This is a genomic window from Compostibacillus humi, from assembly GCF_014637175.1.
GTDB classification, from domain to species: domain Bacteria; phylum Bacillota; class Bacilli; order Bacillales; family Amphibacillaceae; genus Oceanobacillus; species Oceanobacillus humi.
The window spans coordinates 35,695-57,766 of record NZ_BMEV01000007.1; the positions used below are offsets into that span (position 1 = coordinate 35,695).

At 43.5% G+C, this 22,072-nt stretch carries 22 protein-coding genes, 1 pseudogene and 1 riboswitch; of the genes and pseudogenes, 15 read left to right on the forward strand and 8 right to left on the reverse strand.

Annotation, left to right across the window (positions count from 1 at the left end):
- Positions 1-169: 169 nt before the first annotated feature.
- Positions 170-1,402 carry a CdaR family transcriptional regulator gene (locus IEV18_RS02930; RefSeq protein ID WP_188390885.1) on the reverse strand — a complete coding sequence of 411 codons (1,233 nt, stop codon included), beginning with the start codon at positions 1,400-1,402 and terminating at the stop codon, positions 170-172.
- A 180-nt stretch (positions 1,403-1,582) separates the two neighbouring features.
- Between IEV18_RS02930 and IEV18_RS02935 the strand changes: the two genes are divergently transcribed.
- The 6 genes from IEV18_RS02935 (at position 1,583) to IEV18_RS02960 (ending at position 6,508) form a co-directional block, all read left to right on the forward strand.
- Complete coding sequence (locus tag IEV18_RS02935; protein WP_188390886.1) at positions 1,583-2,749, forward strand: NAD(P)/FAD-dependent oxidoreductase; 1,167 nt, start codon at positions 1,583-1,585, stop codon at positions 2,747-2,749.
- Between the two features lie 30 nt (positions 2,750-2,779).
- A complete protein-coding gene (locus IEV18_RS02940; RefSeq protein ID WP_188390887.1) occupies positions 2,780-3,745 on the forward strand; it encodes an ornithine cyclodeaminase family protein in 966 nt (321 codons plus the stop codon).
- 31 nt (positions 3,746-3,776) lie between these two features.
- The gene (locus IEV18_RS02945) at positions 3,777-3,992 is read left to right on the forward strand and encodes a hypothetical protein (protein WP_188390888.1); all 216 of its coding nucleotides are present in this window, start codon (positions 3,777-3,779) and stop codon (positions 3,990-3,992) included.
- A gap of 17 nt (positions 3,993-4,009) precedes the next feature.
- Positions 4,010-5,452, forward strand: a complete 1,443-nt coding sequence (locus IEV18_RS02950; RefSeq protein ID WP_188390889.1) for a sodium:solute symporter family protein — start codon at positions 4,010-4,012, stop codon at positions 5,450-5,452.
- On the forward strand, positions 5,453-6,046 hold the full coding sequence (locus IEV18_RS02955) for a hypothetical protein (RefSeq protein WP_188390890.1): 594 nt from the start codon (positions 5,453-5,455) through the stop codon (positions 6,044-6,046).
- 102 nt (positions 6,047-6,148) lie between these two features.
- Positions 6,149-6,508 (forward strand): VOC family protein, encoded by a 360-nt coding sequence (locus tag IEV18_RS02960; RefSeq protein ID WP_229733527.1) that lies wholly within the window; start codon positions 6,149-6,151, stop codon positions 6,506-6,508.
- An 86-nt stretch (positions 6,509-6,594) separates the two neighbouring features.
- On the opposite strand, the gene IEV18_RS02965 is transcribed toward IEV18_RS02960, so the two are convergent.
- Together IEV18_RS02965 and hflX are read right to left on the reverse strand one after the other, a co-directional pair.
- On the reverse strand, positions 6,595-7,833 hold the full coding sequence (locus IEV18_RS02965; RefSeq protein ID WP_188390891.1) for an MFS transporter: 1,239 nt from the start codon (positions 7,831-7,833) through the stop codon (positions 6,595-6,597).
- A 27-nt stretch (positions 7,834-7,860) separates the two neighbouring features.
- Complete coding sequence (gene hflX / locus IEV18_RS02970) at positions 7,861-9,126, reverse strand: GTPase HflX (protein WP_188390892.1); 1,266 nt, start codon at positions 9,124-9,126, stop codon at positions 7,861-7,863.
- 590 nt (positions 9,127-9,716) lie between these two features.
- Here hflX and ahpC point away from each other — a divergent pair.
- The 4 genes from ahpC (at position 9,717) to IEV18_RS02990 (ending at position 13,554) form a co-directional block, all read left to right on the forward strand.
- On the forward strand, positions 9,717-10,283 hold the full coding sequence (gene ahpC / locus IEV18_RS02975; RefSeq protein ID WP_188390893.1) for an alkyl hydroperoxide reductase subunit C: 567 nt from the start codon (positions 9,717-9,719) through the stop codon (positions 10,281-10,283).
- Positions 10,284-10,325: 42 nt separating this feature from the next.
- On the forward strand, positions 10,326-11,861 hold the full coding sequence (ahpF, locus tag IEV18_RS02980) for an alkyl hydroperoxide reductase subunit F (protein ID WP_188390894.1): 1,536 nt from the start codon (positions 10,326-10,328) through the stop codon (positions 11,859-11,861).
- 936 nt (positions 11,862-12,797) lie between these two features.
- Positions 12,798-13,073 carry a hypothetical protein gene (locus tag IEV18_RS02985; protein WP_188390895.1) on the forward strand — a complete coding sequence of 92 codons (276 nt, stop codon included), beginning with the start codon at positions 12,798-12,800 and terminating at the stop codon, positions 13,071-13,073.
- Positions 13,074-13,218: 145 nt separating this feature from the next.
- A complete protein-coding gene (locus IEV18_RS02990) occupies positions 13,219-13,554 on the forward strand; it encodes a protoglobin domain-containing protein (protein WP_188390896.1) in 336 nt (111 codons plus the stop codon).
- A 186-nt stretch (positions 13,555-13,740) separates the two neighbouring features.
- On the opposite strand, the gene ilvD is transcribed toward IEV18_RS02990, so the two are convergent.
- Entirely contained in the window at positions 13,741-15,411 is a 1,671-nt protein-coding gene (ilvD, locus tag IEV18_RS02995; protein WP_188390915.1) for a dihydroxy-acid dehydratase, read from the reverse strand.
- A 248-nt stretch (positions 15,412-15,659) separates the two neighbouring features.
- Between ilvD and IEV18_RS03000 the strand changes: the two genes are divergently transcribed.
- Together IEV18_RS03000 and hprK are read left to right on the forward strand one after the other, a co-directional pair.
- Positions 15,660-16,085 (forward strand): YugN family protein, encoded by a 426-nt coding sequence (locus tag IEV18_RS03000; RefSeq protein ID WP_308421533.1) that lies wholly within the window; start codon positions 15,660-15,662, stop codon positions 16,083-16,085.
- Between the two features lie 245 nt (positions 16,086-16,330).
- Positions 16,331-17,248 carry an HPr(Ser) kinase/phosphatase gene (hprK, locus tag IEV18_RS03005; RefSeq protein WP_188390897.1) on the forward strand — a complete coding sequence of 306 codons (918 nt, stop codon included), beginning with the start codon at positions 16,331-16,333 and terminating at the stop codon, positions 17,246-17,248.
- Positions 17,249-17,454: 206 nt separating this feature from the next.
- On the opposite strand, the gene IEV18_RS03010 is transcribed toward hprK, so the two are convergent.
- Entirely contained in the window at positions 17,455-17,637 is a 183-nt protein-coding gene (locus IEV18_RS03010) for a hypothetical protein (protein ID WP_188390898.1), read from the reverse strand.
- Between the two features lie 216 nt (positions 17,638-17,853).
- On the opposite strand from IEV18_RS03010, the gene IEV18_RS03015 reads away from it, so the two are divergent.
- Positions 17,854-18,093 (forward strand): thioredoxin family protein, encoded by a 240-nt coding sequence (locus IEV18_RS03015; RefSeq protein WP_188390899.1) that lies wholly within the window; start codon positions 17,854-17,856, stop codon positions 18,091-18,093.
- Positions 18,094-18,172: 79 nt separating this feature from the next.
- Here IEV18_RS03015 and IEV18_RS03020 read toward each other — a convergent pair whose 3' ends face one another.
- Positions 18,173-19,075 carry a LysR substrate-binding domain-containing protein gene (locus IEV18_RS03020; protein ID WP_188390900.1) on the reverse strand — a complete coding sequence of 301 codons (903 nt, stop codon included), beginning with the start codon at positions 19,073-19,075 and terminating at the stop codon, positions 18,173-18,175.
- Between the two features lie 130 nt (positions 19,076-19,205).
- Positions 19,206-19,415, reverse strand: coding sequence for a hypothetical protein (locus IEV18_RS03025; RefSeq protein WP_188390901.1), 210 nt, complete (start codon positions 19,413-19,415; stop codon positions 19,206-19,208).
- Positions 19,416-19,566: 151 nt separating this feature from the next.
- Here IEV18_RS03025 and IEV18_RS17190 point away from each other — a divergent pair.
- Together IEV18_RS17190 and IEV18_RS03030 are read left to right on the forward strand one after the other, a co-directional pair.
- Positions 19,567-19,723, forward strand: a pseudogene (locus IEV18_RS17190) (iron chelate uptake ABC transporter family permease subunit); the annotation flags it as partial.
- Between the two features lie 43 nt (positions 19,724-19,766).
- Positions 19,767-20,183, forward strand: coding sequence for an ABC transporter substrate-binding protein (locus IEV18_RS03030; protein ID WP_373281879.1), 417 nt, complete (start codon positions 19,767-19,769; stop codon positions 20,181-20,183).
- Positions 20,184-20,385: 202 nt separating this feature from the next.
- Here IEV18_RS03030 and IEV18_RS03035 read toward each other — a convergent pair whose 3' ends face one another.
- Positions 20,386-21,453: an NCS2 family permease gene (locus IEV18_RS03035; protein WP_229733529.1), complete on the reverse strand. Its 1,068-nt coding sequence runs from the start codon at positions 21,451-21,453 to the stop codon at positions 20,386-20,388.
- 97 nt (positions 21,454-21,550) lie between these two features.
- Positions 21,551-21,651, reverse strand: a riboswitch (purine riboswitch).
- Positions 21,652-22,072 lie beyond the last annotated feature (421 nt).

Below are 22,072 nucleotides of genomic sequence, written 5' to 3' on the forward strand. Positions count from 1 at the left end.
CAGGTATTCTAACGGTTCAAACAATGATTCAGCGATTCTCCTATTTTTTCTAACGATATTTTTTAAAATTCAGCGCTCTACTCTGATTCTAACGGTTCCAGCAGGTCTTCTCCCAGCCGATTTACCATCTTTTTCTCTATCGACCGTGATATCACCTCTCAGTCTTTCTCTAATTCCGCCGATAAGTGTCACTCCCCAATTGTTGTTGAAGCAGTTTCTCGGTGTCACCGGTGCAGACACCCTTTAGAGTAATATAAATCATCATGCAGTGTTCGAAATTATTGATTTTCAGGGAGATTAATTCTTCGATTTTCTTCAGCCGATAGATTAACGTGTTTCGGTGGATGTACAAGGCCTTCGCAGCTTTAGCGATGCTCATGTTACATTCGCAATAGGTGATAAAGGCGTTTATTAAATCTTTGCTATTTTTTTGCTGAAAAAGTGGTTCTAAACGAAATAACACTTTCTCGTAAAAGTCTGGTGTTATTTGGCTTGGTAGCAGTAAATGCAAAAGGTCCCATTGATAAAAGTGATAAATATTCGTGCCTAAATTGTTGTCCTTTCCGAATTGGATCAGCCTTTCCGCATCCTTATACGAAAGGTGAATTTTCATTAATGTAGGATAACGGTTACCGGCAGCAATATACTCAGGGGTGATTTGATACATGCGGTACAGACGTTTCAGATCCTCCCCCCTTGCATGGAACTTTTCCAGCTCTTTACGATAGTCCTGCAAGTCCTTCACCGGTTTCAGCAAAATGATTTTTTCCGTATTGAGAAACGAACAGAAGGCATCCGCTTTTGCCTGAAAAGCTTCCTCCGTACAAGAGAGCAGCTCGTTTTTCAATTGATTCACCGGATTTTTCAGCTGAAGCCGGCTTAACAATGAATCTCCTATATGGATGACAATACAGTAATAGTTTAAGGAAAAATCAATGGAGAGCAAATCACAATATTGCTTGATGTTGGCTTCATTCGGAGCGTTGTGAAGAAGAAGGTATTGGGAAAAGGTTTCCCGGATATCATATTCCAAATCTGTCAGCTGCTGGCGGAGTGTTATTTGCCAGAGCATTTCTACATGGTTTTTAATCAGCTGGGCATATGGTTTTACTTGCTCAGGCGGTCCGATTATGCCAAGTACACCGATTGTCTTTGCATCGAATTTTAATGGAACGGCAATTCCCGGCAATACATTATCGAGATGTTTCGTTGTTTGTTCGTCGTATAAAATATATGTCCCTTTTCGGATCACCTCCCGGGAAGGACTATGCAGCGTTCCGATACGCTTTTCATCGGTAGCACCAATAATTATTCCGTTTTCATCGCTTAAACTGATGGGAAAGGGAGATATATTTGAAACCGCTTCCACAACCTTTTGTGCAAAGTGCACTAAGCCTTCCAAACTCTATCACCTCTTCACTTTATGCGTCAACCATCGTACGTCCATCATAGCATTTCCCTATTTTTCCTGACAACCATTCCTATTTTTTTAGTCATTATAACTATAGAAAACGGTATGGAAATAGGTTAATTTTATAATAGAATTAATATTATGAATAATCTGCAATCAGGAGGTGCCTTTGTGGTTCATAAAACAGACATCATTATCATTGGCGGCGGGGTTATCGGTTCCAGTGTGGCATACAATCTCCTGGAAGATGGTTTTTCCGGGGAAATTACGGTTTTTGAAAAAGATAAAACATATACGTATGCGTCCACTCCCCGTAGTGCCGGCGGTATTCGCCAGCTGTTTACGACTGCCATAAATATTCAAATCAGCCGTTTTAGTCTGCAAAAATATAAAACCTTTCCTGATGATATGGCGATTAACGATGAAAAAGCGGAAATCGATTTTAAACAGAGAGGATATTTGTTCCTTGCTGCGGAAGAAAATTTCGCTTATTTAAAACAACAGCATAAACTGCAACAACAATTGGGAGTACCTTCAGAGCTGTGCACGAAGGATGAGTTGCAATCGATTATTCCTGAGTTAAATATCTCTGACTTGCAAGGAGGACTGTATTGCAGCGAAGACGGGTATCTCGATCCTTATTCTGTCATGCAAGGATACATACGGAAAGCTCGGCAGCTGGGGGCGAATTATAAATATGAAGAAGTGGATTCCATCCTTACGGAAAAAGGCAAAGTCACTGGAGTTCAGCTAAAAAATAAAGAAATCTATACGGCTCCCATAGTCATTAACTGTGCAGGACCATGGGCACCGATGCTGAGCGAAAAATTAGGCTGTCCGATTCCGGTCGTTCCCCTAAAACGGCAAGTCATTCAATTTGATATTGCCAAACCATTGGAAAATGACCTGCCGCTAACGGTGGATCCAAGCGGTGTATATTTCCGGCACGAAGGACAGTCGATTATTTCCGGGTTTTCGGAAGACGTCAAACCGGGAATTGAATTTAGCTGGAAACGGGAGTTTTTCTATGAGCAATTATGGCCGGTGCTGGGAGAGCGGGTGCGGAATTTTGCCGAGGCGAAAATCGTCCGCGGCTGGGCAGGCATATATAGCTATAATACGATTGATCAAAATGCAATTATCGGCGAACATCCTGATGTGCCTGGTTATTATATGGCTTGTGGGTTTAGCGGGCATGGAATGCAGCAGGCGCCTGCCGTCGGAAAAGGACTGTCTGAACTTATCCGGAAGGGAAAATATGAAACGATTGACCTCACACCGCTCCGTTTTGAAAGATTTGCCGAAAAGGACCTTATTGTGGAAGGAGCCGTCGTCTAGCATGCTGATCTTCAAAGGAGGTAGATATGCTTGCTCTTTTTAAACGAAGAACATATAAAAGAAGCCGTCACGATGAAAGACGTCATCGATGCTATTGACTTTACTTACGAAATTTACGCATCCAATCATTTTCAGATGCCAACTAGATTACAGGTAAGAGACGGTGATAATACGCTATTGTTGATGCCTGTCTTGACTGAAAGGGCCATTGCCACGAAGCTTGTCACCGTGTTTCCAAATAATACAGAAGTGCCGACCCTTCATGGATTAGTCGTTTTAAACGATAAACAAACAGGACAAATACTCAGCCTGTTGGACGGCTCCTTTTTGACCGCCCTCCGCACCGGGGCCATTGGCGGGAATGCGGTACGTCATTTTGCCAGAAAGGACGATAGGAAGCTCGCTATCATTGGCACCGGTGTTCAAGGATTATATCAGGCTATTGCTGCATGTACCGAGAGAAATATTAGCGATATTTATCTATTTAATCGTACGAAAGATAAAATCCCTGGATTTAAAGCTTCCCTAGAAAGATGGATCGAACCAAACATCCGGCTTCATACAGCAAATTCAGCAAAAGAAGCAATTTCCAGTGCAGATATTATCATCACAGCAACCACTTCTTATCAACCAGTTCTCCCAGACGACCCAGCCCTTCTCAAAGAAAAACTGATTATCGGTATCGGTTCCTTTCAGCCGACAATGCGAGAATTTCCAAATACAGTCTACAAATTAGCCAATTCCATTTATGTCGATACAGAACATGCCATCGAAGAATCCGGGGATATTGCTATTCCGATTAAGGAAGGATGGATTAAAAAAGAGGATGTACAAACGATGTCCTCCTGGCTGACATCCCAATCTTCCTTTCATAGAGAAAACCATTCTACGATTTTGTTTAAATCCGTTGGAATGGCTTTGTTTGACGTGGTCACAGCAAACCTCATCTATGAAAAAGCACGGGAAAAAGGAATTGGAGTACAGCTAGATTTCTAGCTTGCAAATGTATTTGAAAGGAGGGTGAATCATGAAAAGCAATTCCCGTATAAAAGACCCCGGTATTATTTTAACGATTGTATTAGTATTCGTTTCCCTATTCGTCTTAATCTGGTGGCCGACGGATATTTACCTGATGGGCATTTCTCTTGCTGGCTGGTTAATGTTTTCTACCTATATCATTTGGTTCTTGTTGGCAGCCATCTATGTACTTTGGATTGAGAAAAAAGATGAAAATAATGAATAGATCGGAGGGAAAGTATTATGCAAGTAATGGAGACAGTTATATTAGCAATTTACTTGATTGGTATGACAATCATCGGAATATATTTTACAAAAAGGGCACATTCTTCCGAAGATCATTACTGGACCGCAGGAAGAAGCATTAATTCCTATGTCGGGGCGTTTGCTCTTTTTGCTGCTTTAGCCAGTTCCAGTTCTCTGATGGGGGCGGTAGGGTCTGGGGTTGCCCTCGGCATTCCGTTTCTGTTTGCCTACGGTTTTGGGGCGGTTGCCATTTTGCCTTTTACCATGTTCCTCGTTTCCGGACAAATTCGCAGGTCAGGGGTTGCCACTCTGCCGGAATTTTTTAAACAGCGGTTTGGAAATTCCGTTCAAGTTGTTTCTGTTTTTATCGTCGTCGTTGGCATGACCTTCTATATGGTGCCGCAAATGACTGCTTCCGGACTCATCGGGTCCTATGTGCTCGGCATTGAGTATAAAACAGCGGTGATCGTTCTCGGACTGGGCTGCACCTTATACGCAGCCCTCGGAGGTATGTGGGCAATTACGTATACGGACTTAATCCAAGGCGCTCTAATATTAATCGGAATGTTTGTTTTAGCCGCATTAGTATTATTCGAACATGGCGGCTTAAGTGCACTTGTACAAGATGCGCTGGCCGCAGCACCGCATTTTGGGGACGTCACACAGCCATGGCTATCTTATTTTGGATTATTTTTAGCTTTTCTCTGGTTTGGGATTGTCTCGCCATCTGCCGTCATGCGTAATTTTGCGTCCCGGGATGCGAGAACTGCCCGCCGTTCAGCCATGTGGGCCTGTCTATTGTACTTGCTCGTCTTCGTCTTCGGATTTGTCGTCGCTGCCGGCGGAGCATCGTTAGGTATTTTAGATACGTTAGAAAACCGGGACATGATTTTTGTATCTGTTATTGAACATTATATGTCCCCTGTTCTTGCAGGAATCATGTTTGCCGGTTTGCTCGCTGCCATCATGTCTTCGGCCGATGCGATGCTGCTTGCCATTTCTGCCGGCGTTGCCAGAGATATTTATAAGGAATATATCAATAAGGAAGCGTCAGAAAAAACAGTAACAAGAATCGGTTTTGTCGTCATGATTGTTGCAAGTATAATCGGCATTCTCATTGCCATTAATCCGCCGCAGCTCATTGCCATTATGGTCGGCTGGGTCGGAGGATTTTTGCTGTCGTCCTTTGGCTTCCCGCTCGTGCTTGGTATTTGGTGGAAACGCGCGAATAAACAGGGGGCGCTGGCAGGAATGCTTGGCGGGGCAATCATGTTCCTGATTTTAGTCATTACCGAACCTTTCGCCCTCGTATCCGAGCCGATTATTGCTGCTCCAGTTTCTTTACTATTAACGATCGTCGTCAGCTTGGCTACATCTCCGCCTTCGGAAGAAATTCAAAGCCGGGTGGAAAGTTATCATCGTGATCAAAAGGCGGTGTGAATGAAAGTAACGATGAAGGAAAAGATTGTATTGCTCGGAAAAGGAAATTTAATTCCGGAAAATGAACTTGCAAAACATGCATACCGTGCCATGAAATGGAATGTAAAATGGAAAAGAGGTCTAAATGAAGAGTTTTTCCGAAAACATATGAGAGAAACAGAATTAATTTTCCATCCGTTGTGGGTTGCCAAATTACTCGTCATTGCAGCAAGAAGTCCCTTTCCGCCGAAAAAAATCCCGATGATGGGGTTTGTCGATGCTGTTTCCGGATACCGGGGACTTCTGTCTGCCATGCCCCATATGACAGAATTTGAAGCGGATCCGGACAAGATTGCTTCTCCAGTGATTCATTCCGAGAAAGTAACGAAATACATTCAAGATATTCAGCAGAAGCAAATTAACCGGCAGTATTTGCTGAAAAAACCAAAGCACCAGATTGTAGAGCTTTGTCTATTATATTTGCCGCTCTGGAAAGTGAACGTGCAAAGCAATCAATTGCAAGAAATTATTTATATTAACGCCAATACGGGTGAATCAGAAGACTATATGAGCAAACAATGGAAAACGGAAAAGTGGCTGAAAAATATCATTTAGTCAAAATTGGGCCTGAACTCAGGTAATGCGAGTCTAATCTTGTAAGAATGGCTTGCAGTTTTAAAGCATTCCCTTTTTTATTATTTATTAAGGAGTTAATGGATGAAAAACCTGCCGATTAAAAATCAGATGAACACTGTGTTTGTCCATGTCACCGATTTAAAGGCTGCTGCCAAGTGGTATGGAGATCTATTGGGAATCGAAGTGGATTTAAACAAGGTGACTTCGCCGGTTTTTAACGTGCCTGTTACGGGAACAACGTCGCTTACGCTAGATGACCATGCATTTGACCCATCCTTCCGCCATGATGTCAGTTCGAACCCTATCTTTAATTTATACACACCTCATATTGAGGAAGCATATGAATACGTAAAAGATAAAGGTATTGAAATCGTGCGGGAAATTGAATGGGCGGGGATACCGCCTGGTTTAACATTAAAGATCCTGATGGAAATGTCGTAATGATTTGTAATTGCTAGCATGGATTCCCAGCTTGCCAAATGAAAAACTCCTATGAAATCGGAAGCCGATTCCATAGGAGTTTATTTTTATATTTGCTTTTGTACTGACATTCCTGCCTTCACCAATTCTTTGCTGAATAGAAGGAAAAAGGCGAGAAGAAACAGGGCAATTCCTGTTCCGATGAGCAGCAGCTCAATGGCAATGATGTCGGCAATCGGCCCAAAAATAAGCATTCCCAGCGGCATCATCGATGTAGAAATCATCGTGACGACCCCGAACACTCTGCCGAGAAAATCACCTTCCACTTTTTCCTGCAAGAGCACGTTCGACGGAGTGCTGAAAAATGGCATGGAAAGCCCGATAATTCCCATAAAGATTAAATAAATTGAAAATATCGGTGTAATCCCTAATGCAAAAGTACATGCGGCAAAAAGACTGCTTGCCAAAGCCATCGTATGGATTTTGTTTTTAAATCCTTCCCAAGAAGCAATGAGAATCCCCCCGAGAATCATCCCGATGGAAAAGGCTACTTCAATGGCAGTGAGCCGCCATATATCTTCGCCAAAGCTTCGTGCTACTTGGAGCGGCGTTAAAAAGGATGCCGGTGCCGCCAGAATAAAGAACAGGGCGAAGAAAAGGAAAAACTTCATTAAAAAGGCATGTTTGCGAATATAAATAAATCCTTCCTTCAAATCGTGAAAATAGCTGATTGCTTTGTCTGTAATCGCCTTTTGATGCGCAGGTATCGATAAAAAGAATACTAGCACGGAAATTGCGATTGCTGCAGTTACAACGTCGACAAAGAAAATGACTTCCATGGAGGCAAACCCTAACAGGGCGCCGCTCGCCATCGGAGCAGTAAGGGTGACAAGCGCTTGAATGCTTCCGTTTGCTCCATTCACTTTCATTAATTTATCTTGCGGAACGATTTGCGGCAAAATAGCTCCGACGGCGGGCATTTGCACCCCGGTACCTAATGACCGGACTGCCGCAATGAGAAAGAGAAGCCATAATGCTTCATACCCCATCATAAAGAGAATGGCCAATATGAGCGTTACAAGGGCGATTACCCCATCAGATATGACAATCAGCAGCTTCCTGTTATATCGGTCCGCCCACACCCCGGCAAAGGGAGAGAGGAGAAAGGCGGGGATAAACCCGCAAATAATATAAATCGTCATTATCCACCCGGACTGGGTATTTAACGTGATATACCATAAAATGGCATATTGAACGAGGGAAGAACCAAACAGGGAAATTGTCTGGCTTCCCAAAAAAAGAATGATATTTCGTTTCCAGTTTTCATATAATTTTTCGTTTTCCAATCGTACACTTCCTCTGTGATTTAATCTTTATCCATGAACTACATATGCTTCGTATTTTTCATAATCTTGTTTTGTGCCTCTTACGGTTAATCTTGTGCCTTGTTCTTCATAAGCTGTTGCTAACACTTGGGCGTTTTCATTGAAATACGCAATGAGCTGGCCCTCTTCATACGGAATAAGCACTTCAAATTGCCGATAATCTTTATAAATATATTGTTGAATAGCCTTGGTCAATTCCTTGATGCCAATCCGTTTTTTTGCTGAAAGATATACCGTATCTCCTTCTACTTTTGGAAATTCAGCCTCGGTCAAATCGCTCTTATTATAGGCATAGATGACCGGAATATTTTCCACACCAATTTCTTTTAACGTTGCATCAGTCACTTCCATATATTTTTCGTAATTCGGGTCGGAATAATCGACAACATGGATGATGACATCTGCTTCCTTCACTTCCTCCAGCGTAGAACGGAATGCCTTGACGAGATGGTGAGGCAATTTATGAATAAACCCGACCGTATCCGTCAGCAAGAACCTCGTATTATCCGGAAGATGCATTTTGCGGACGGACGTTTCCAGCGTGGCAAAGAGCATATCTTTTTCAAAAACTTCTTTATTGGCGGCCGGATTAAATTTTTCCACCATGGCATTCATAATCGTTGATTTACCGGCGTTTGTATAGCCGACAAGAGAGACTACCGGAAGACCATGCTTTTGCCGTTTTTTCCGCTGAATTTCCCGCTGCTCCACTAACTGTTCCAATTCTTTGGAAAGAATACTAATTTTCTCTTCAATTTTTCGGCGGTCCAGCTCCAATTTCGTCTCTCCGGCACCCCGGTTTTTCAGCCCGGCTCCTCCCCCCTGCCGCCCAAGGTCATCTCTTTGGCCGATTAGGCGGGGCAGCATATATTTTAGCTTTGCCACTTCTACCTGCAGCTTTGCTTCCCGCGTTTGCGCCCGTTCGGCGAAAATATCTAAAATAAGCATCGTCCGATCGATAACCGTTTTCTCCAGTTTTTCTTCCAGCACCCGGATTTGCGACGGGGACAGTTCATCGTCAAAAATAACGACATCAGCTTCTTTCATTTCCACGAGCTCTTGTAATTCTTCAAGTTTTCCCTTTCCGATATAGTGGGATTTATGAATTTGCTGCAGCTGCTGCGTTAACGTCCCGACAACTTGAAGATGGCAAGCAGCGGCAAGTCCCTCCAGCTCCTTCATGGAAAAATCCAGATCATCCGCTTGCTGCTTTATACTTGCCCCGACAAGGATCGCTTTTTTCTTTTCCGTCATTTTCCTCATCCTTTCCTTTTTTTGGCATAAAAAAGCGCAGACTTCTGCCTGCGTTTTGCAAATGGAAGTAGGTATTTTTTTGTCAGGAAACCTGCCGAAACTTTCCACGTCAAATCGTGCGCGTCACGGATGGAGTGGGCGCAAAAAGGAAAGGATAGATGTTAAAGGGGGATACTTTCCCCTTTTGCAAAAAACACATCCGTCCCTTTTTTGGACAGCAAAAAAGAGGGCAGAATCGTCTCCCTCTTTTTTACAATATGTTATACCGTAAAATGTCAGGTTTCCTAAAAATAGGCAGACTAATCCCATTTACTCTGCATGCAGGCAGAGCCCTTGAACGTATTCAATTAACGGTTCAAAGTTTGGAATCGTAATCTCATTGCTGCCGTCAAAGGAAACCCTCCATTTCTTGTAAGATGGAATCATTATAGCACGGCAAAAGCTCCGATTCAAGAAAAAGTTAGGTTTAGATTATTTTCTGAAAATTTCGTTAAATTGATAGTATTAAACTTGACAAACATTCGGTTAAAGATATTATAATAAGTGTGTTGTGAAAATCATTTTAAATAAGACTTCGAGGAGGAACAAAAATGTCATTAGTAGGAAAAGAAGTATTACCATTCAAAGCAAAAGCTTTCAGAGCTGGAGAAGATTTCTTCGATGTTACGGAAGAAGATTTCAAAGGCCATTGGAGCATCGTTGTTTTCTATCCAGCAGACTTTTCTTTCGTTTGCCCGACTGAACTTGCTGATGTTCAGGAGCAATTGCCAAAATTAAAAGAATTGGGTGTGGAAGTATTTTCTGTTTCTACAGATACTCACTTTGTTCATAAAGCATGGCATGACCATTCCGAAACGGTAAATAAAATTACTTATACAATGATCGGCGATCCATCCCAGCAAATTTCCCGTAACTTCGATGTTTTAGACGAAGAAACTGGACTAGCTCAACGCGGTACGTTCATTATCGATCCAGACGGTGTAATCCAGGCTGTGGAAATTAATGCAGACGGAATCGGCCGGGATGCAAGCACTCTAATTGATAAAATTAAAGCTGCACAATACGTGCGCAATAACCCAGGTGAAGTTTGCCCGGCTAAATGGCAAGAAGGAGAAGAAACTTTGAAGCCAAGCCTTGACCTTGTAGGTAAAATCTAAGCTGCATTTGAGCTTTCAAGCGATAAATAAGGAGAGAGATTTATGTTAGATGCAGACATCAAGCAACAGCTGGAACAGTATATGCAGCTCATGGAAAATGATATCGTCATTAAACTGAGTGCCGGCTCGGATGACGTGTCCAAACAGATGACCGAACTGGTGGAAGAAATTCAATCCATGTCTTCCAAAATTACAGTGGAACATACAAAGCTTGAAAGAACACCTAGTTTCAGCGTGAATCGTCCGGGAGAGGATACTGGCATCGTTTTTGCCGGCCTTCCTCTCGGGCACGAATTCACTTCCCTCGTTCTTGCTTTACTTCAAGTGAGCGGCAGAGCGCCAAAAGTTGACGAGAAACTGATTGAACGGGTGAAAAAACTTGAGGGCGAATACCACTTTGAAACATACGTCAGCTTAAGCTGCCATAATTGTCCGGTCGTCGTACAGGCATTAAACGTCATGGCCGTGCTCAACCCAGGCGTCACCCATACGATGATTGAGGGCAATGCATATAAAGACGAAGTGGAAAGCAAAAACATTTTGAACGTGCCGACCGTATTCCTGAACGGGGAAGAATGGGGCGGCGGACGGATGGAACTGGAAGAAATTTTGAATAAACTTGGCAGCACTGCCGACCCTTCTGAATTTGAAAATAAAGATCCGTTTGACGTCCTTATTGTCGGAGGAGGTCCTGCCGGCGGAAGCGCAGCGATTTATGCTGCCCGGAAAGGTATCCGCACCGGGATTGTAACCGACCGTTTCGGCGGACAAATTCTTGACACAAGCACGATCGAAAACTTTATCAGTGTGAAAGAAACGCAAGGCGATACGCTGGCGTCCCATATTCGAGACCATGTTGAGCGATACAACGTGGATGTTATGACGGCGCAAAAAGCGAAAAACATTGCGAAAAAAGACGATTACGTTGAAGTGGAACTGGAAAACGGTGCCGTACTGAAAAGTAAAACGGCCATCATTACAACGGGGGCACGCTGGCGCAATATCGGCGTTCCTGGCGAGCAGGAATATAAAACAAAAGGTGTCGCCTATTGCCCGCACTGTGACGGCCCGCTCTTTGAAGGAAAAGACGTGGCAGTTATCGGCGGAGGAAACTCTGGCGTCGAAGCTGCAATCGACCTGGCCGGAATCGTCAACCACGTAACGGTAATCGAATTTGCAGATGAGCTGAAAGCCGATGCTGTACTGCAAGACAATTTGTACAGCTTGAAAAACGTAACGGTAATTAAAAATGCCGCTACGAAAGAAATTCACGGCGACGGCACAAAAGTTACCGGGCTCACCTATACTGACCGGGCAACGAACGAGGACAAGTATATTGACTTGGACGGCGTATTCGTGCAAATCGGACTTGTTCCAAATACGGAATGGATTGACGACTCCATCGAGAAAACTAGAATGGGTGAAATCATCGTCGATAAAAAAGGTGCGACAAACGTTCCTGGAATTTTCGCTGCAGGTGACTGTACCGACAGCGCATTTAAACAAATCATCATTTCCATGGGCTCTGGTGCAACAGCAGCATTAGGAGCATTCGACTACTTGATGCGAAATAAATAATTGTACGGAATCACGGGAGGTGTCAAAATTGGCACCCCCCGATTTTATTTATTATGGGGATGGCTGCTTTTGTGTCGGGTCTATCTTTGCGTACTTGGTGGCACTTATCGGCTGATTTTGCCATTATTTTTGCTGTTATCGCCCGTGAGTGGGTTTCTCTCGGTCGATTCTTCCTTCTTTTTCGTTCAAATCAGCCGTGAAAACGCTTCTCTCGGTCGATTCTTCCTTCTTTTTCGCTGAAATCAGCCGTGAGAACGCTTCTCTCGGTCGATTCTCCCTGCTTTTTCGCTCAAATCAGCCGTGAGAAAGCCTCTCTCGGTCGATTCTTCCTTCTTTTTTGCTGAAATCAGCCGTGAGAACGCTTCTCTCGGTCGATTCTTCCTTCTTTTTCGCTGAAATCAGCCGTGAGAACGCTTCTCTCGGTCGATTCTTCCTTCTTTTTCACTGAAATCTGCCGTGAGAAAGCCTCTCTCGGTCGATTCTTCCTTCTTTTTCGCTGAAATCAGCCGTGAAAACGCTTCTCTCGGTCGATTCTTCCTTCTTTTTCGCTCAAATCAGCCGTGAGAAAGCCTCTCTCGGTCGATTCTTCCTTCTTTTTCGCTGAAATCAGCCGTGAGAGCTCCTCTCTCGGTCGATTCTTCCTTCTTTTTCGCTGAAATCAGCCGTGAGAACGCTTCTCTCGGTCGATTCTTCCTGCTTTTTCGCTAAAATCAGCCGTGAGAACGCTTCTCTCGGTCGATTCTTCCTTCTTTTTCGCTGAAATCGGCCGTGATAGCGCCTCTCTCGGTCGATTCTTCCTTCTTTTTCGCTGAAATCGGCCGTGAAAATGCCTCTCTCTTCTATTTTCTGCTATAGACTGCGGCTTGCATAGCATACATAATTCCAATAAACGAAGAAAAAATATACGTATCGAATATGAAATGGAGGATTGGCATCATGGGAAATCAAAACTTACACGAACAGTTGCAGCAAGCAAGCAGAAACGTAAAGGAAGCCCAGGAGGCGGTACTGCAGGCTCAAGGACAAGATTTAGCTTTAATTGAAGTTGCCCAAGCTAAGTTGGAAGAGGCAGAACAAGTTTTGGAACAATTACAGCAGCAATTTGGGACGGAAGCTACCGAAAATCCCCAATTCCAGCAAGCATTCGAATCATTGCATGACACAAGACAGCAAGCACAAGAAGCCCAACAGAATATTACCGATATCCTTTAAATGCCAATGGTGCCAGGTACCCATCGAAAATTTGTCAAAAGTGTCACGGGTGCCAGGCACCAAAATTGACCTACGTCAATTTACTGCTAGCAGCTATTCTACTATAATTGTCGTATAGTCCCATGTCATGCTAGGAGGAATTGACATGTTATTCCCTGCAAAGTTTAAGGCAAGTGAACATATTTCCCCCATAAAGGTAAGTGATATATCTTCAGTCGGCTCACCGACAATTCAAAACTGGATTCATTTATGTCAGCTTACTCAAAAAGACTTAGAAGCTTTAAAAAAAATCGATGATTTGATGGAAACTCACGCCGCTGCAATTGCAGACCGGCACTATCAAATGATCATGGATATCCCACATATTAAAGAAATTTTTAATACATATTCAGAATACGGGCGTTATACCACGCTGATTACAAAATATTACAAGACTCACCAAACCTGCATTGAACGAGGAATATATTCAGTATTGCCATAAAGAGAAACAATCGTATTGCAGAAGCAAAGGAAAATGTAAAGAAAATCGAACAACTATCGGATTCTATCCAGGAAAAATTACGGCAGCTGCAAATGACCTTATAAGCGCCACAAATCTAGGCGTCGTTCTAAATAGGTCGCAACATGAAGAAAGTGCCACGGGAGAATCTCCCCCATGGCACTTTGATTATATTTTCATGACTCCGCCAGTGTTGGCAGAGGTGACAAGCTTGGAGTAGCGTGCAAGGTAGCCGGTTTTCACTTTCGGTTCGAAGCCTTTCCACTTCGCTTTTCTCCGTTCCATTTCTTCATCGGAAATTTCCAGTGTAATCGTCCGGTTATTTAAATCCAATTCTATCATATCCCCGTCTTCTACAAAGGCGATTGGCCCGCCTTCTGCTGCTTCCGGAGAAATGTGTCCGATGGAAATTCCCCGAGACGCTCCCGAGAAACGGCCGTCGGTAATCAAGCCGACTTTCGCTCCCAGGCCGCGGCCGACAATTTGTGACGTCGGTGCGAGCATTTCCGGCATGCCCGGGCCGCCTTTTGGTCCTTCATAACGGATGACGACGACATCTCCTTCCTTCACTTTTCCGGAAATAATGCCGCCAAGGGCATGCTCCTGGGAGTCGAAGCAAACTGCCGGACCGCGGTGATAGCCGCCAACCGAAGGATCAACCGCTCCTACTTTGACGATTGCTCCGTCTGGCGCCAAGTTGCCAAACAGTACGGCAAGTCCCCCAACTTCCGAATGCGGATTATCCAGCGGCCGAATGACATCCGTGTTTTTAATTTCGGCCCCTTCAACATTTTCCCGCAGAGTCTTTCCGGTTACCGTAATACAATCGCCATGTAAAGCACCCGGCTTTTTCAGCAGTTCGTTAATAATGGCGCTTACTCCTCCGGCATTGTGTACATCTTCAATAAAGTAATCCGATGCCGGAGCAATCTTCGCTAAATGCGGTACCCGCTTGGCAATGTCGTTAATCCGCTCCAGCGGATAGTCCACTTCTGCTTCGTGGGCCAAGGCGAGTGTGTGAAGCACCGTATTCGTGGACCCACCCATCGCCATATCCAAGGCAAACGCATTGTCAATTGCCTCAACAGTAACAATATCCCGCGGGCGGATATCTTCCTTAATTAAATTCATCAGCTGTTTGGCTGACTTTTTCACAAATTCTTTCCGTTCTTCCGAAATCGCCAAAATTGTTCCGTTTCCTGGCAATGCCAAGCCTAATGCCTCCGCCAGACAGTTCATCGAGTTGGCGGTAAACATTCCCGAACAGGAGCCGCAGGATGGGCAGGCAAACTGTTCGATTTCTTGCAATCTTTCTTCGGAAATTTTGCCAGATTGATAGGCTCCTACCCCTTCAAACACCGACGACAGCGACAGCGGATTTCCTTGGCTGTCTCTCCCTGCTTTCATCGGTCCTCCGGAGACGAACACCGTTGGAATGTTTACCCGGAGGGCAGCCATCATCATCCCTGGAGTAATTTTGTCACAGTTCGGAATACATACCATACCGTCAAACCAGTGGGCGTTCGCTACCGTTTCAACCGAATCGGCGATAATTTCCCGGCTCGGCAACGAATAACGCATGCCGATATGGCCCATGGCAATACCGTCGTCTACCCCGATTGTATTCATTTCAAACGGAACGCCGCCCGCTTCCCGGATTGCCTCTTTGACGAGTTTTCCAAACTCCTGCAAATGGACGTGCCCCGGCACGATGTCAATATAGGAATTTACGACAAGAATAAACGGCTTGCCAAAGTCCTCCGGCTTCACTCCTGCTGCCCGCAGCAAGCTGCGGTGCGGTGCCCGGTCCACCCCTTTTTTAATCATGTCACTGCGCATTTTAGCCAATCTCATCTCCACTCCTTCTTGCTTGTTGATTTTGTTAAGTTTTCAAACAATTTATTAATTTTTACTATTTTAACACTACTTGTCTAATAAGTGTAGTCCTTTTTCAAAGATTATGGTAATTCGTTGACATTTGATGATTCAGTGTGATTGGCGCTATTCCAAAATTGTGCCCAAAGGCAGTATGTAATTTTTTTCCTTGCCAATACTAATACTAAAAAATTCCAATGAGGAGGATCAGTATGCTGATTTTAAATGAAACGGAAATCGAAGGAAAACAAATGTATTTTGGCGAGGCAAAGAGGGACTTTAAAAAAATGGGACTCGTCATCGGCGATAGCTGGGACTATCATAAAGGGGTTTTTGATGGAGTTATGCACAAGGAAGGCGGGGAAACCATTTACATACGCCTGCCTTTTCGGGTTGTGGAAGGAGAACTGGACCGGCAAGATGCATTAATTGAATTTCAGAAGCCGTTCATTGTAAAACATGTCGTCAATCTTGGGCTCGATACAGACGAAAATGCGCTGCTGACGGTAACGGGACTAAGCCAGTTCCAAAAACCGCTTGATACCGACGGCTACATCCACGACAAGAGCAAATGGGTTGAATTCGGCGAGGAGACGATTGGCGATATCCTTAACAGGCTGGAAAAAATGAAAAAATAAAAGAAACACTGCATGGCACCGTCCGTGCAGTGTTTCTGCTTTTTTGCCACCAATATTCGGCAAACGCACTTCACAATACACGAGATAGCGTCTTTTATCTGAAAAATCTTAGAATCCCTCCAAAATTTCTGCTTTTACGTTATAATACTCTTATACAAATCCTTTGTCGGAGAAAAGCGGCATTCCTATATTCCGGAAACAACCGAAAAGATAGAAAACAAGTTTAGTGACGGGAGCAGGAGAAAATGAAGTCGATTCAAGTGAAAGATTTAGTGAAAGCATTTTCATTAGAAATTTTAGTCGGGGAAGCTTATCTCGATCGGCCCATTGCCCAATCCCGGACCCATCGGCCTGGTCTGGAGTTTATCGGTTATTTTGACTTTTTTCCGATGGAACGGGTGCAAGTGCTCGGTAAAAAAGAGATTACTTATTTACATCAATTAACCCATGAAGAACGGTCAGAACGAATTGGCAATATCGTCAAATATCATCCGCCGTGCTTTATCGTTGCCAACAATCAGGACGGCCTGACCTACTTAAAACAGCATTGCGAGAAAGAAAAAATCCCTTTGCTGCGGACAAAGGAAAAGACAACGGATTTTATTGCCAAAGTGGATGCTTACTTAACGCGAATGCTGGCGGAAGAGATTGCCATTCATGGTGTGTGCATTAATGTGTTTGGCATTGGCATTTTGCTCCGCGGGGAATCGGGGGTCGGAAAAAGCGAAGTGGCCCACACACTCATTGGCAGAGGGCACCGGCTCGTTGCCGACGATATTGTCGTCTTAAAGAAACTGAGCCATAAAACGATCCTCGGAACCCATAATGAAACGAATAAAGAATTTTTGGCACTGAGAAGCGTGGGGCTGTTAAATGTCGTCCGGGCGTATGGGCGAAAAGCCTTTCAGGAAGAGTCAAGAATCGCTTTGGATATCGAACTGACAAAATGGGATAAGGACGCCCTCTACAATGAATTGGAATTTGAGCCGAGATTTATCGAGTATATGGGGGTCCCTGTTCCGACGATTCAAATTCAGCTCCAGCCGGGAAGAGATGTAGCCGGGCTAATTGAAGCAGCAGCAAACAACTGGTATTTAAAACAGCAAGGATATAGCGCTGCGGAAGAATTTCAAAGCAGGATTAAAGGTGAAAAACTTGATTAATTAACTTGTACAATGTTTTACACGCCCACCTTTATATATTTCCTACAAATTGAGTCATAAACAGCAGTTCTTATGGATGATTCCCAAATTTATAAGATTATGTAAGGATATCATACTATATTTAGTATAATCGGCCAAGAACATATGTTCTTATTTTAAGCAAATATTTGGGGAAGGCAACCATGCCTTCCCCTTTCACTTCATGCTTACTCCAATTTAAATTGCTGAACTAATCCATTTAGCTGCTCCGCTAGTTTCGATAACTGATCCGAATTTACGACTACCTTCTCCATAATGCCCGTTGTTTGCACGGTCGAGGCTGAAGTTTGTTGAACACCAGCAGCGGATTCTTCAGAGATGGAGGCAATTTCTTCGATCGACCGGCTCATTTCTAAACTATCCGCAGTTATCGCGGATAGTTTGCTCGTAATGGCACCAATATTTCCGACTACTTCTGTAATGGCTTCTTCGATTTTTCCATTACATCTTTGTGAATGATACTGGAACCATATAGTTGTAAACTATCGATTCGATAGGAAATTACTAATTGATAATCTGATTTGTCCCTTTTATGCTAGAAGTAGAATCATAAGGAGGTATGGAAATTGACAAAAGCAGTTTTCTATCATGCTGGTTGCGAAGTTTGTGTAGATGCAGAGAAAATGATTTTGGACTACTTCGACCGTTCCAAAGTAGACTTGGAAGTTGTTCACTTCGGTGAAGATCCTTCCCGAATTAGGGAAGCAGAGGCGGCTGGGGTAAAATCTGTTCCAGCTCTTGTCGTGAATGGACAAACGTACCATATCAATTATGGCGCCAGTATGGAAGACGTAAAAAACGGATAAACGTGACAGATAAGCTTCTAAATATTATCGAACATTAAAAACGAGAGACAGCAGCACGTCTCTCGTTTTTTCTGTGCAACTAAGATAATACACTTTCGATTCGTTGACTCGTTTCAATAACTTGTTGCATAAAAGCTCTAGTTGCGGTACACATAAATTTATTTTTCCGGTAAACAAATCCGATTGTTCTCGTTGGTGTCGGATTGCACAATTTGACATGGGCGATGCGGTCATTAGATAAATAATCTAAATAAGGAGCAGGGAGAATGGTGACACCAACCCCTTCCGCAACCATTTGCATTAAAGATTCCAGCGTTGTCATTTCCAATGTTGGGTTCGGGGAGAATCCTATTTCATTGCAGTACTTTTCGATGAGTTGACGTAAGAAGTAATTTTGAGGAAGTAAAACAATCGGCACATCTTTCAGCGTTTCCAATCCCACTTCGGTTTCTGTTGCTAGAGAAGATGTTATAGGTACAGCTAAAGACAATTCTTCGGTAAACAGAGGAATCGACTCCATTTCTTCATTTTCCACAGGCAAGAAGGTAATGCCTAAATCCAGCTCATTCTCCATGATTCCCTTTTCAATTTCTCCAGACCGCATCCCAAAGACGGATAGTTCAATATTCGGGTACAGCTGTTTAAATTGAAGGATGGCAGGCGGGAGTAAGTAGCTGACACAGGTGAGCAACGTTCCGACGGCAAGTTTTCCCCGTCCGAGTCCGTTTAAATCCCTCAGAGCTAATTGGGCTTGTTCGACTTCGTAAAAAATTCGCCGGCTGTGGTCAAGTAAAATTTTTCCCGCTTCGGTCAGCGCAATTCTTTTGCCGATGCGGTCAAACAGGGGGATGCCGATTTCTCCTTCTAAACTTTTAATTTGCTGGCTTAACGTCGGCTGGGCGATATTTAACTTTTCTGCTGCCCGGGTAAAATGCATTTCCTCACAAACTGCCATAAAATATTCCAGTTGCCGCAGCTCCATAACCTTTCCACTCCCTTTTCATAGCTATTATCTATTATTATGGAAGATTTCATTCGCATATACAATTCCTTTGCCTGTTACCCTAATGAAAAATGCTCCTTCAGTTGATCAAAGGAGCATTGGCAAGGAGTTATTCTTTTTTCACTAATTTTGCCTGGACGACAAATCTCCCTTCCAGCCGGTCCATTTCATAATCACAGGTCGATAAAGTTACAATGACGTCGTCTGCATCGACTTCCACTTCGGTATATATAAGGAATGTTCCCGGGTTTTGTTCAAATTCCTCATCGCTGCCAAAATCCGTTTGAATATAGTTGAAATCGGTCGTCTTCGGATACACCGCAAAAATTTCTGCTTCATAACTGGCTTCCAATGTATGGAAGGTAAAAGTTGGATGTTTCTTGAAAAACTCTTCATCCTTAAATTGAAACGCTGAACCAGTATAAACCGAAAGAAGCTGGTGAACGACCCCTAATTTCTTCGCCAGTTTCTATGGTACCATCGGACTGATTCTTGCTTATCTCGTTTATGCATGGTGTAATCATTTAGGGTTAAAGGATAAAACCTTGAAAAACCTAGGCTTCCGCGTTAACCGGGCACGTTTTATCATTTCCATCATCGGTGCTCTTGGCGTCGATCGCCACTGCCCATATCCCCAGCAACCTATATTGACTTGGAAAGTGTGGAAGGGATGAATGAGAGCATTCTCGTCCTTGGAGAAAAATATGACCGCATGGAACAAGCGGAGAAAATCCTCAATAATTTTGAAGATAAAATGGCAGAGATTGAGGAAAAAGTAAAAGACAAAGAACCGCCAACGGTACTGATTTTATTTGGTGTGCCGGTAAGCTATCTTGTAGCAACTGAAGATTCCTATGTCGGAGACCTTGTCCGGCGGGCAGGGGGAGTGAATGCCGTACCGGATAAAGGTGTCGAATATATTGCCTCCAATACGGAAAACTTGCGGCAATCCAATCCGGACATCATTTTAAAAATGGCCCATGGGATGCCGGAAGAAGTCGTAGAAATGTTTGACAAGGAATTTAAAGAAAACGATATTTGGAAACATTTTCAAAGCCGTACAAGATGGCCGCGTCTAAGTCTATGATTTAGAGGAAACCCGCTTCGATTCCACCGCCAATTTGGCTGCACCAGAAGCATTGGAAGAACTGGTCGTCATCCTTTATCCAGAATTAGCCGAGTAACTGAATGGGGCATGCCCATGACGAAAGAGGTTGTATCATGTATAAAAAATTGCGTGTTTCATAGCAGTGATTCTGGAAGAAAGACACCTAAACAAATAACGATGATTATTCCATATCCGGTTCCATCGCCAATCCAACTTCTGGCAAATCTTTATAGGTCGTTGGCACACCGACTAGGTCCAATTCCAATGCATCAGTAATTTCCGTTAAAGCAACGGTAGTGGAAATAATGCGATGCTCACTATTAGCTGCATTTCCATCCTCGCTTGACTTCGTTTCTTCTGTATTTGCATTCTTTTCTGCCGCAGTCGTTTCTTCACTTGTGCCACAGCCGGCTGCAATAAGCAACACTAAAATAATCATAAGTAAAAAAATAAACCTTTTTCCGATTAATGCCCCTGCTGTATCGAAAAAGGCAACAAATAAAAACGTAAAAATAACGGCAATTAATTCAGGAGTAAAAATTTCATCTACATGGGAAAACACAACCCCAAACGTGGGCTCCAGGCTTGGGATTTCCCCGACAATGGATGAAGGAACACAGATTAAGCCAAATATCATCCCGATGATCGTCGTAATCACCATACCGTAAAAAATACCGCCATTGATTCCCCGTACTAACATTATGATTGTTATCATCAGACCGACGACTGCAAGTGCCGTTGTCGCTGAAGTGATGTCTCCAATACTGACAAAAGTATCCGGGTTAGCAATGATAATCCCCGCATTTTTCAGGCCGATAAAGGTGATGAAAAAGCCGATTCCGGAAGCAATGGCATATTTTAAATCTTGTGGTATGGCGTTAATAATCTTTTCCCGGATTTTCATCACACTTAAAATCATAAAAATAATTCCCGCAATCAGCACGCCGGTTAAAGCCACTTGCCAATCGATTCCCATGCCGATACAGACAGAAAAGGTAAAGAAAGAATTAAGCCCCATGCTCGGAGCAATGGCGATGGGATAATTGGCCAACAGCCCTATCAGAAGCGTCCCGATGATTGCCGTTAACGCCGTTGCGGTAAACACCGCGCCCCGGTCCATCCCGGCTTGACTCAAAATAAGCGGGTTAACAACTAATATGTAAGCTACGGACAAAAAGGTCGTTATTCCGGCCAACGTTTCCTGTTTATAAGACGTATTTCGTTCAGCGAATTGGAAGAAATTTTTCATATCCTATGTACCCCTATTCTGCATTCATTCAGCCGATAAGCTTTCAAGACATATAAAAACTTTGGCTAACTCAAAGCCAAAGTTTATCTGCAAAGGAATAGGAAATGTATTCCCTTGTAGATAAGCTATTTACGGTAGCTGGTAGAAACGCTCAAGCCCTATTCTTGAACTTATACAAGGCATATTTTAAACAATAGAGAAATCATAACAAGTTTAATTTGGAACGTCAATGACGAATTTGGGAAAATTAGACAGGTGGAATTGTTTTGGGATGGGGTGATCATTTGACAAAACTACAAAATATGAAGTGAAGTTGATGGGGCTAAAGTTAGGGAATGCAGGAAATCCTTCAAAGTGTTCTCTCGGCAGATCCTTCTGCTTTTTTCTCAGAGATCAACCGTGATAAGCACTCTCTCGGTCGATTCTTGCGCTTTTTCCTCTGATATCAACCGTGATAAGCACTCTTCTCGGTCGATTCCTACAACTTTTTCTCTGATATCGACCGTGATAAGCGCTCTCTCGGTCGATTTCTACAACTTTTTCTCTGATATCGACCGTGATAAGCGCTCTCTCGGTCGATTCCTACAACTTTTTCTCTGATATCGACCGTGATAAGCGC

Coding starts and splice junctions, on each gene's coding strand:
- IEV18_RS02945 (WP_188390888.1), top strand. CDS start 3,777: ATGAAAAGCAATTCCCGTATAAAAGACCCCGGTATTATTTTAACGATT.
- IEV18_RS02950 (WP_188390889.1), top strand. CDS start 4,010: ATGCAAGTAATGGAGACAGTTATATTAGCAATTTACTTGATTGGTATG.
- IEV18_RS02955 (WP_188390890.1), top strand. CDS start 5,453: ATGAAAGTAACGATGAAGGAAAAGATTGTATTGCTCGGAAAAGGAAAT.
- IEV18_RS02960 (WP_229733527.1), top strand. CDS start 6,149: ATGAAAAACCTGCCGATTAAAAATCAGATGAACACTGTGTTTGTCCAT.
- hflX (WP_188390892.1), bottom strand. CDS start 9,126: ATGACGGAAAAGAAAAAAGCGATCCTTGTCGGGGCAAGTATAAAGCAG.
- ahpC (WP_188390893.1), top strand. CDS start 9,717: ATGTCATTAGTAGGAAAAGAAGTATTACCATTCAAAGCAAAAGCTTTC.
- ahpF (WP_188390894.1), top strand. CDS start 10,326: ATGTTAGATGCAGACATCAAGCAACAGCTGGAACAGTATATGCAGCTC.
- IEV18_RS02985 (WP_188390895.1), top strand. CDS start 12,798: ATGGGAAATCAAAACTTACACGAACAGTTGCAGCAAGCAAGCAGAAAC.
- IEV18_RS02990 (WP_188390896.1), top strand. CDS start 13,219: ATGTTATTCCCTGCAAAGTTTAAGGCAAGTGAACATATTTCCCCCATA.
- ilvD (WP_188390915.1), bottom strand. CDS start 15,411: ATGCGCAGTGACATGATTAAAAAAGGGGTGGACCGGGCACCGCACCGC.
- IEV18_RS03000 (WP_308421533.1), top strand. CDS start 15,660: ATGCTGATTTTAAATGAAACGGAAATCGAAGGAAAACAAATGTATTTT.
- hprK (WP_188390897.1), top strand. CDS start 16,331: ATGAAGTCGATTCAAGTGAAAGATTTAGTGAAAGCATTTTCATTAGAA.
- IEV18_RS03010 (WP_188390898.1), bottom strand. CDS start 17,637: ATGAGCCGGTCGATCGAAGAAATTGCCTCCATCTCTGAAGAATCCGCT.
- IEV18_RS03020 (WP_188390900.1), bottom strand. CDS start 19,075: ATGGAGCTGCGGCAACTGGAATATTTTATGGCAGTTTGTGAGGAAATG.
- IEV18_RS03030 (WP_373281879.1), top strand. CDS start 19,767: ATGAATGAGAGCATTCTCGTCCTTGGAGAAAAATATGACCGCATGGAA.
- IEV18_RS03035 (WP_229733529.1), bottom strand. CDS start 21,453: ATGAAAAATTTCTTCCAATTCGCTGAACGAAATACGTCTTATAAACAG.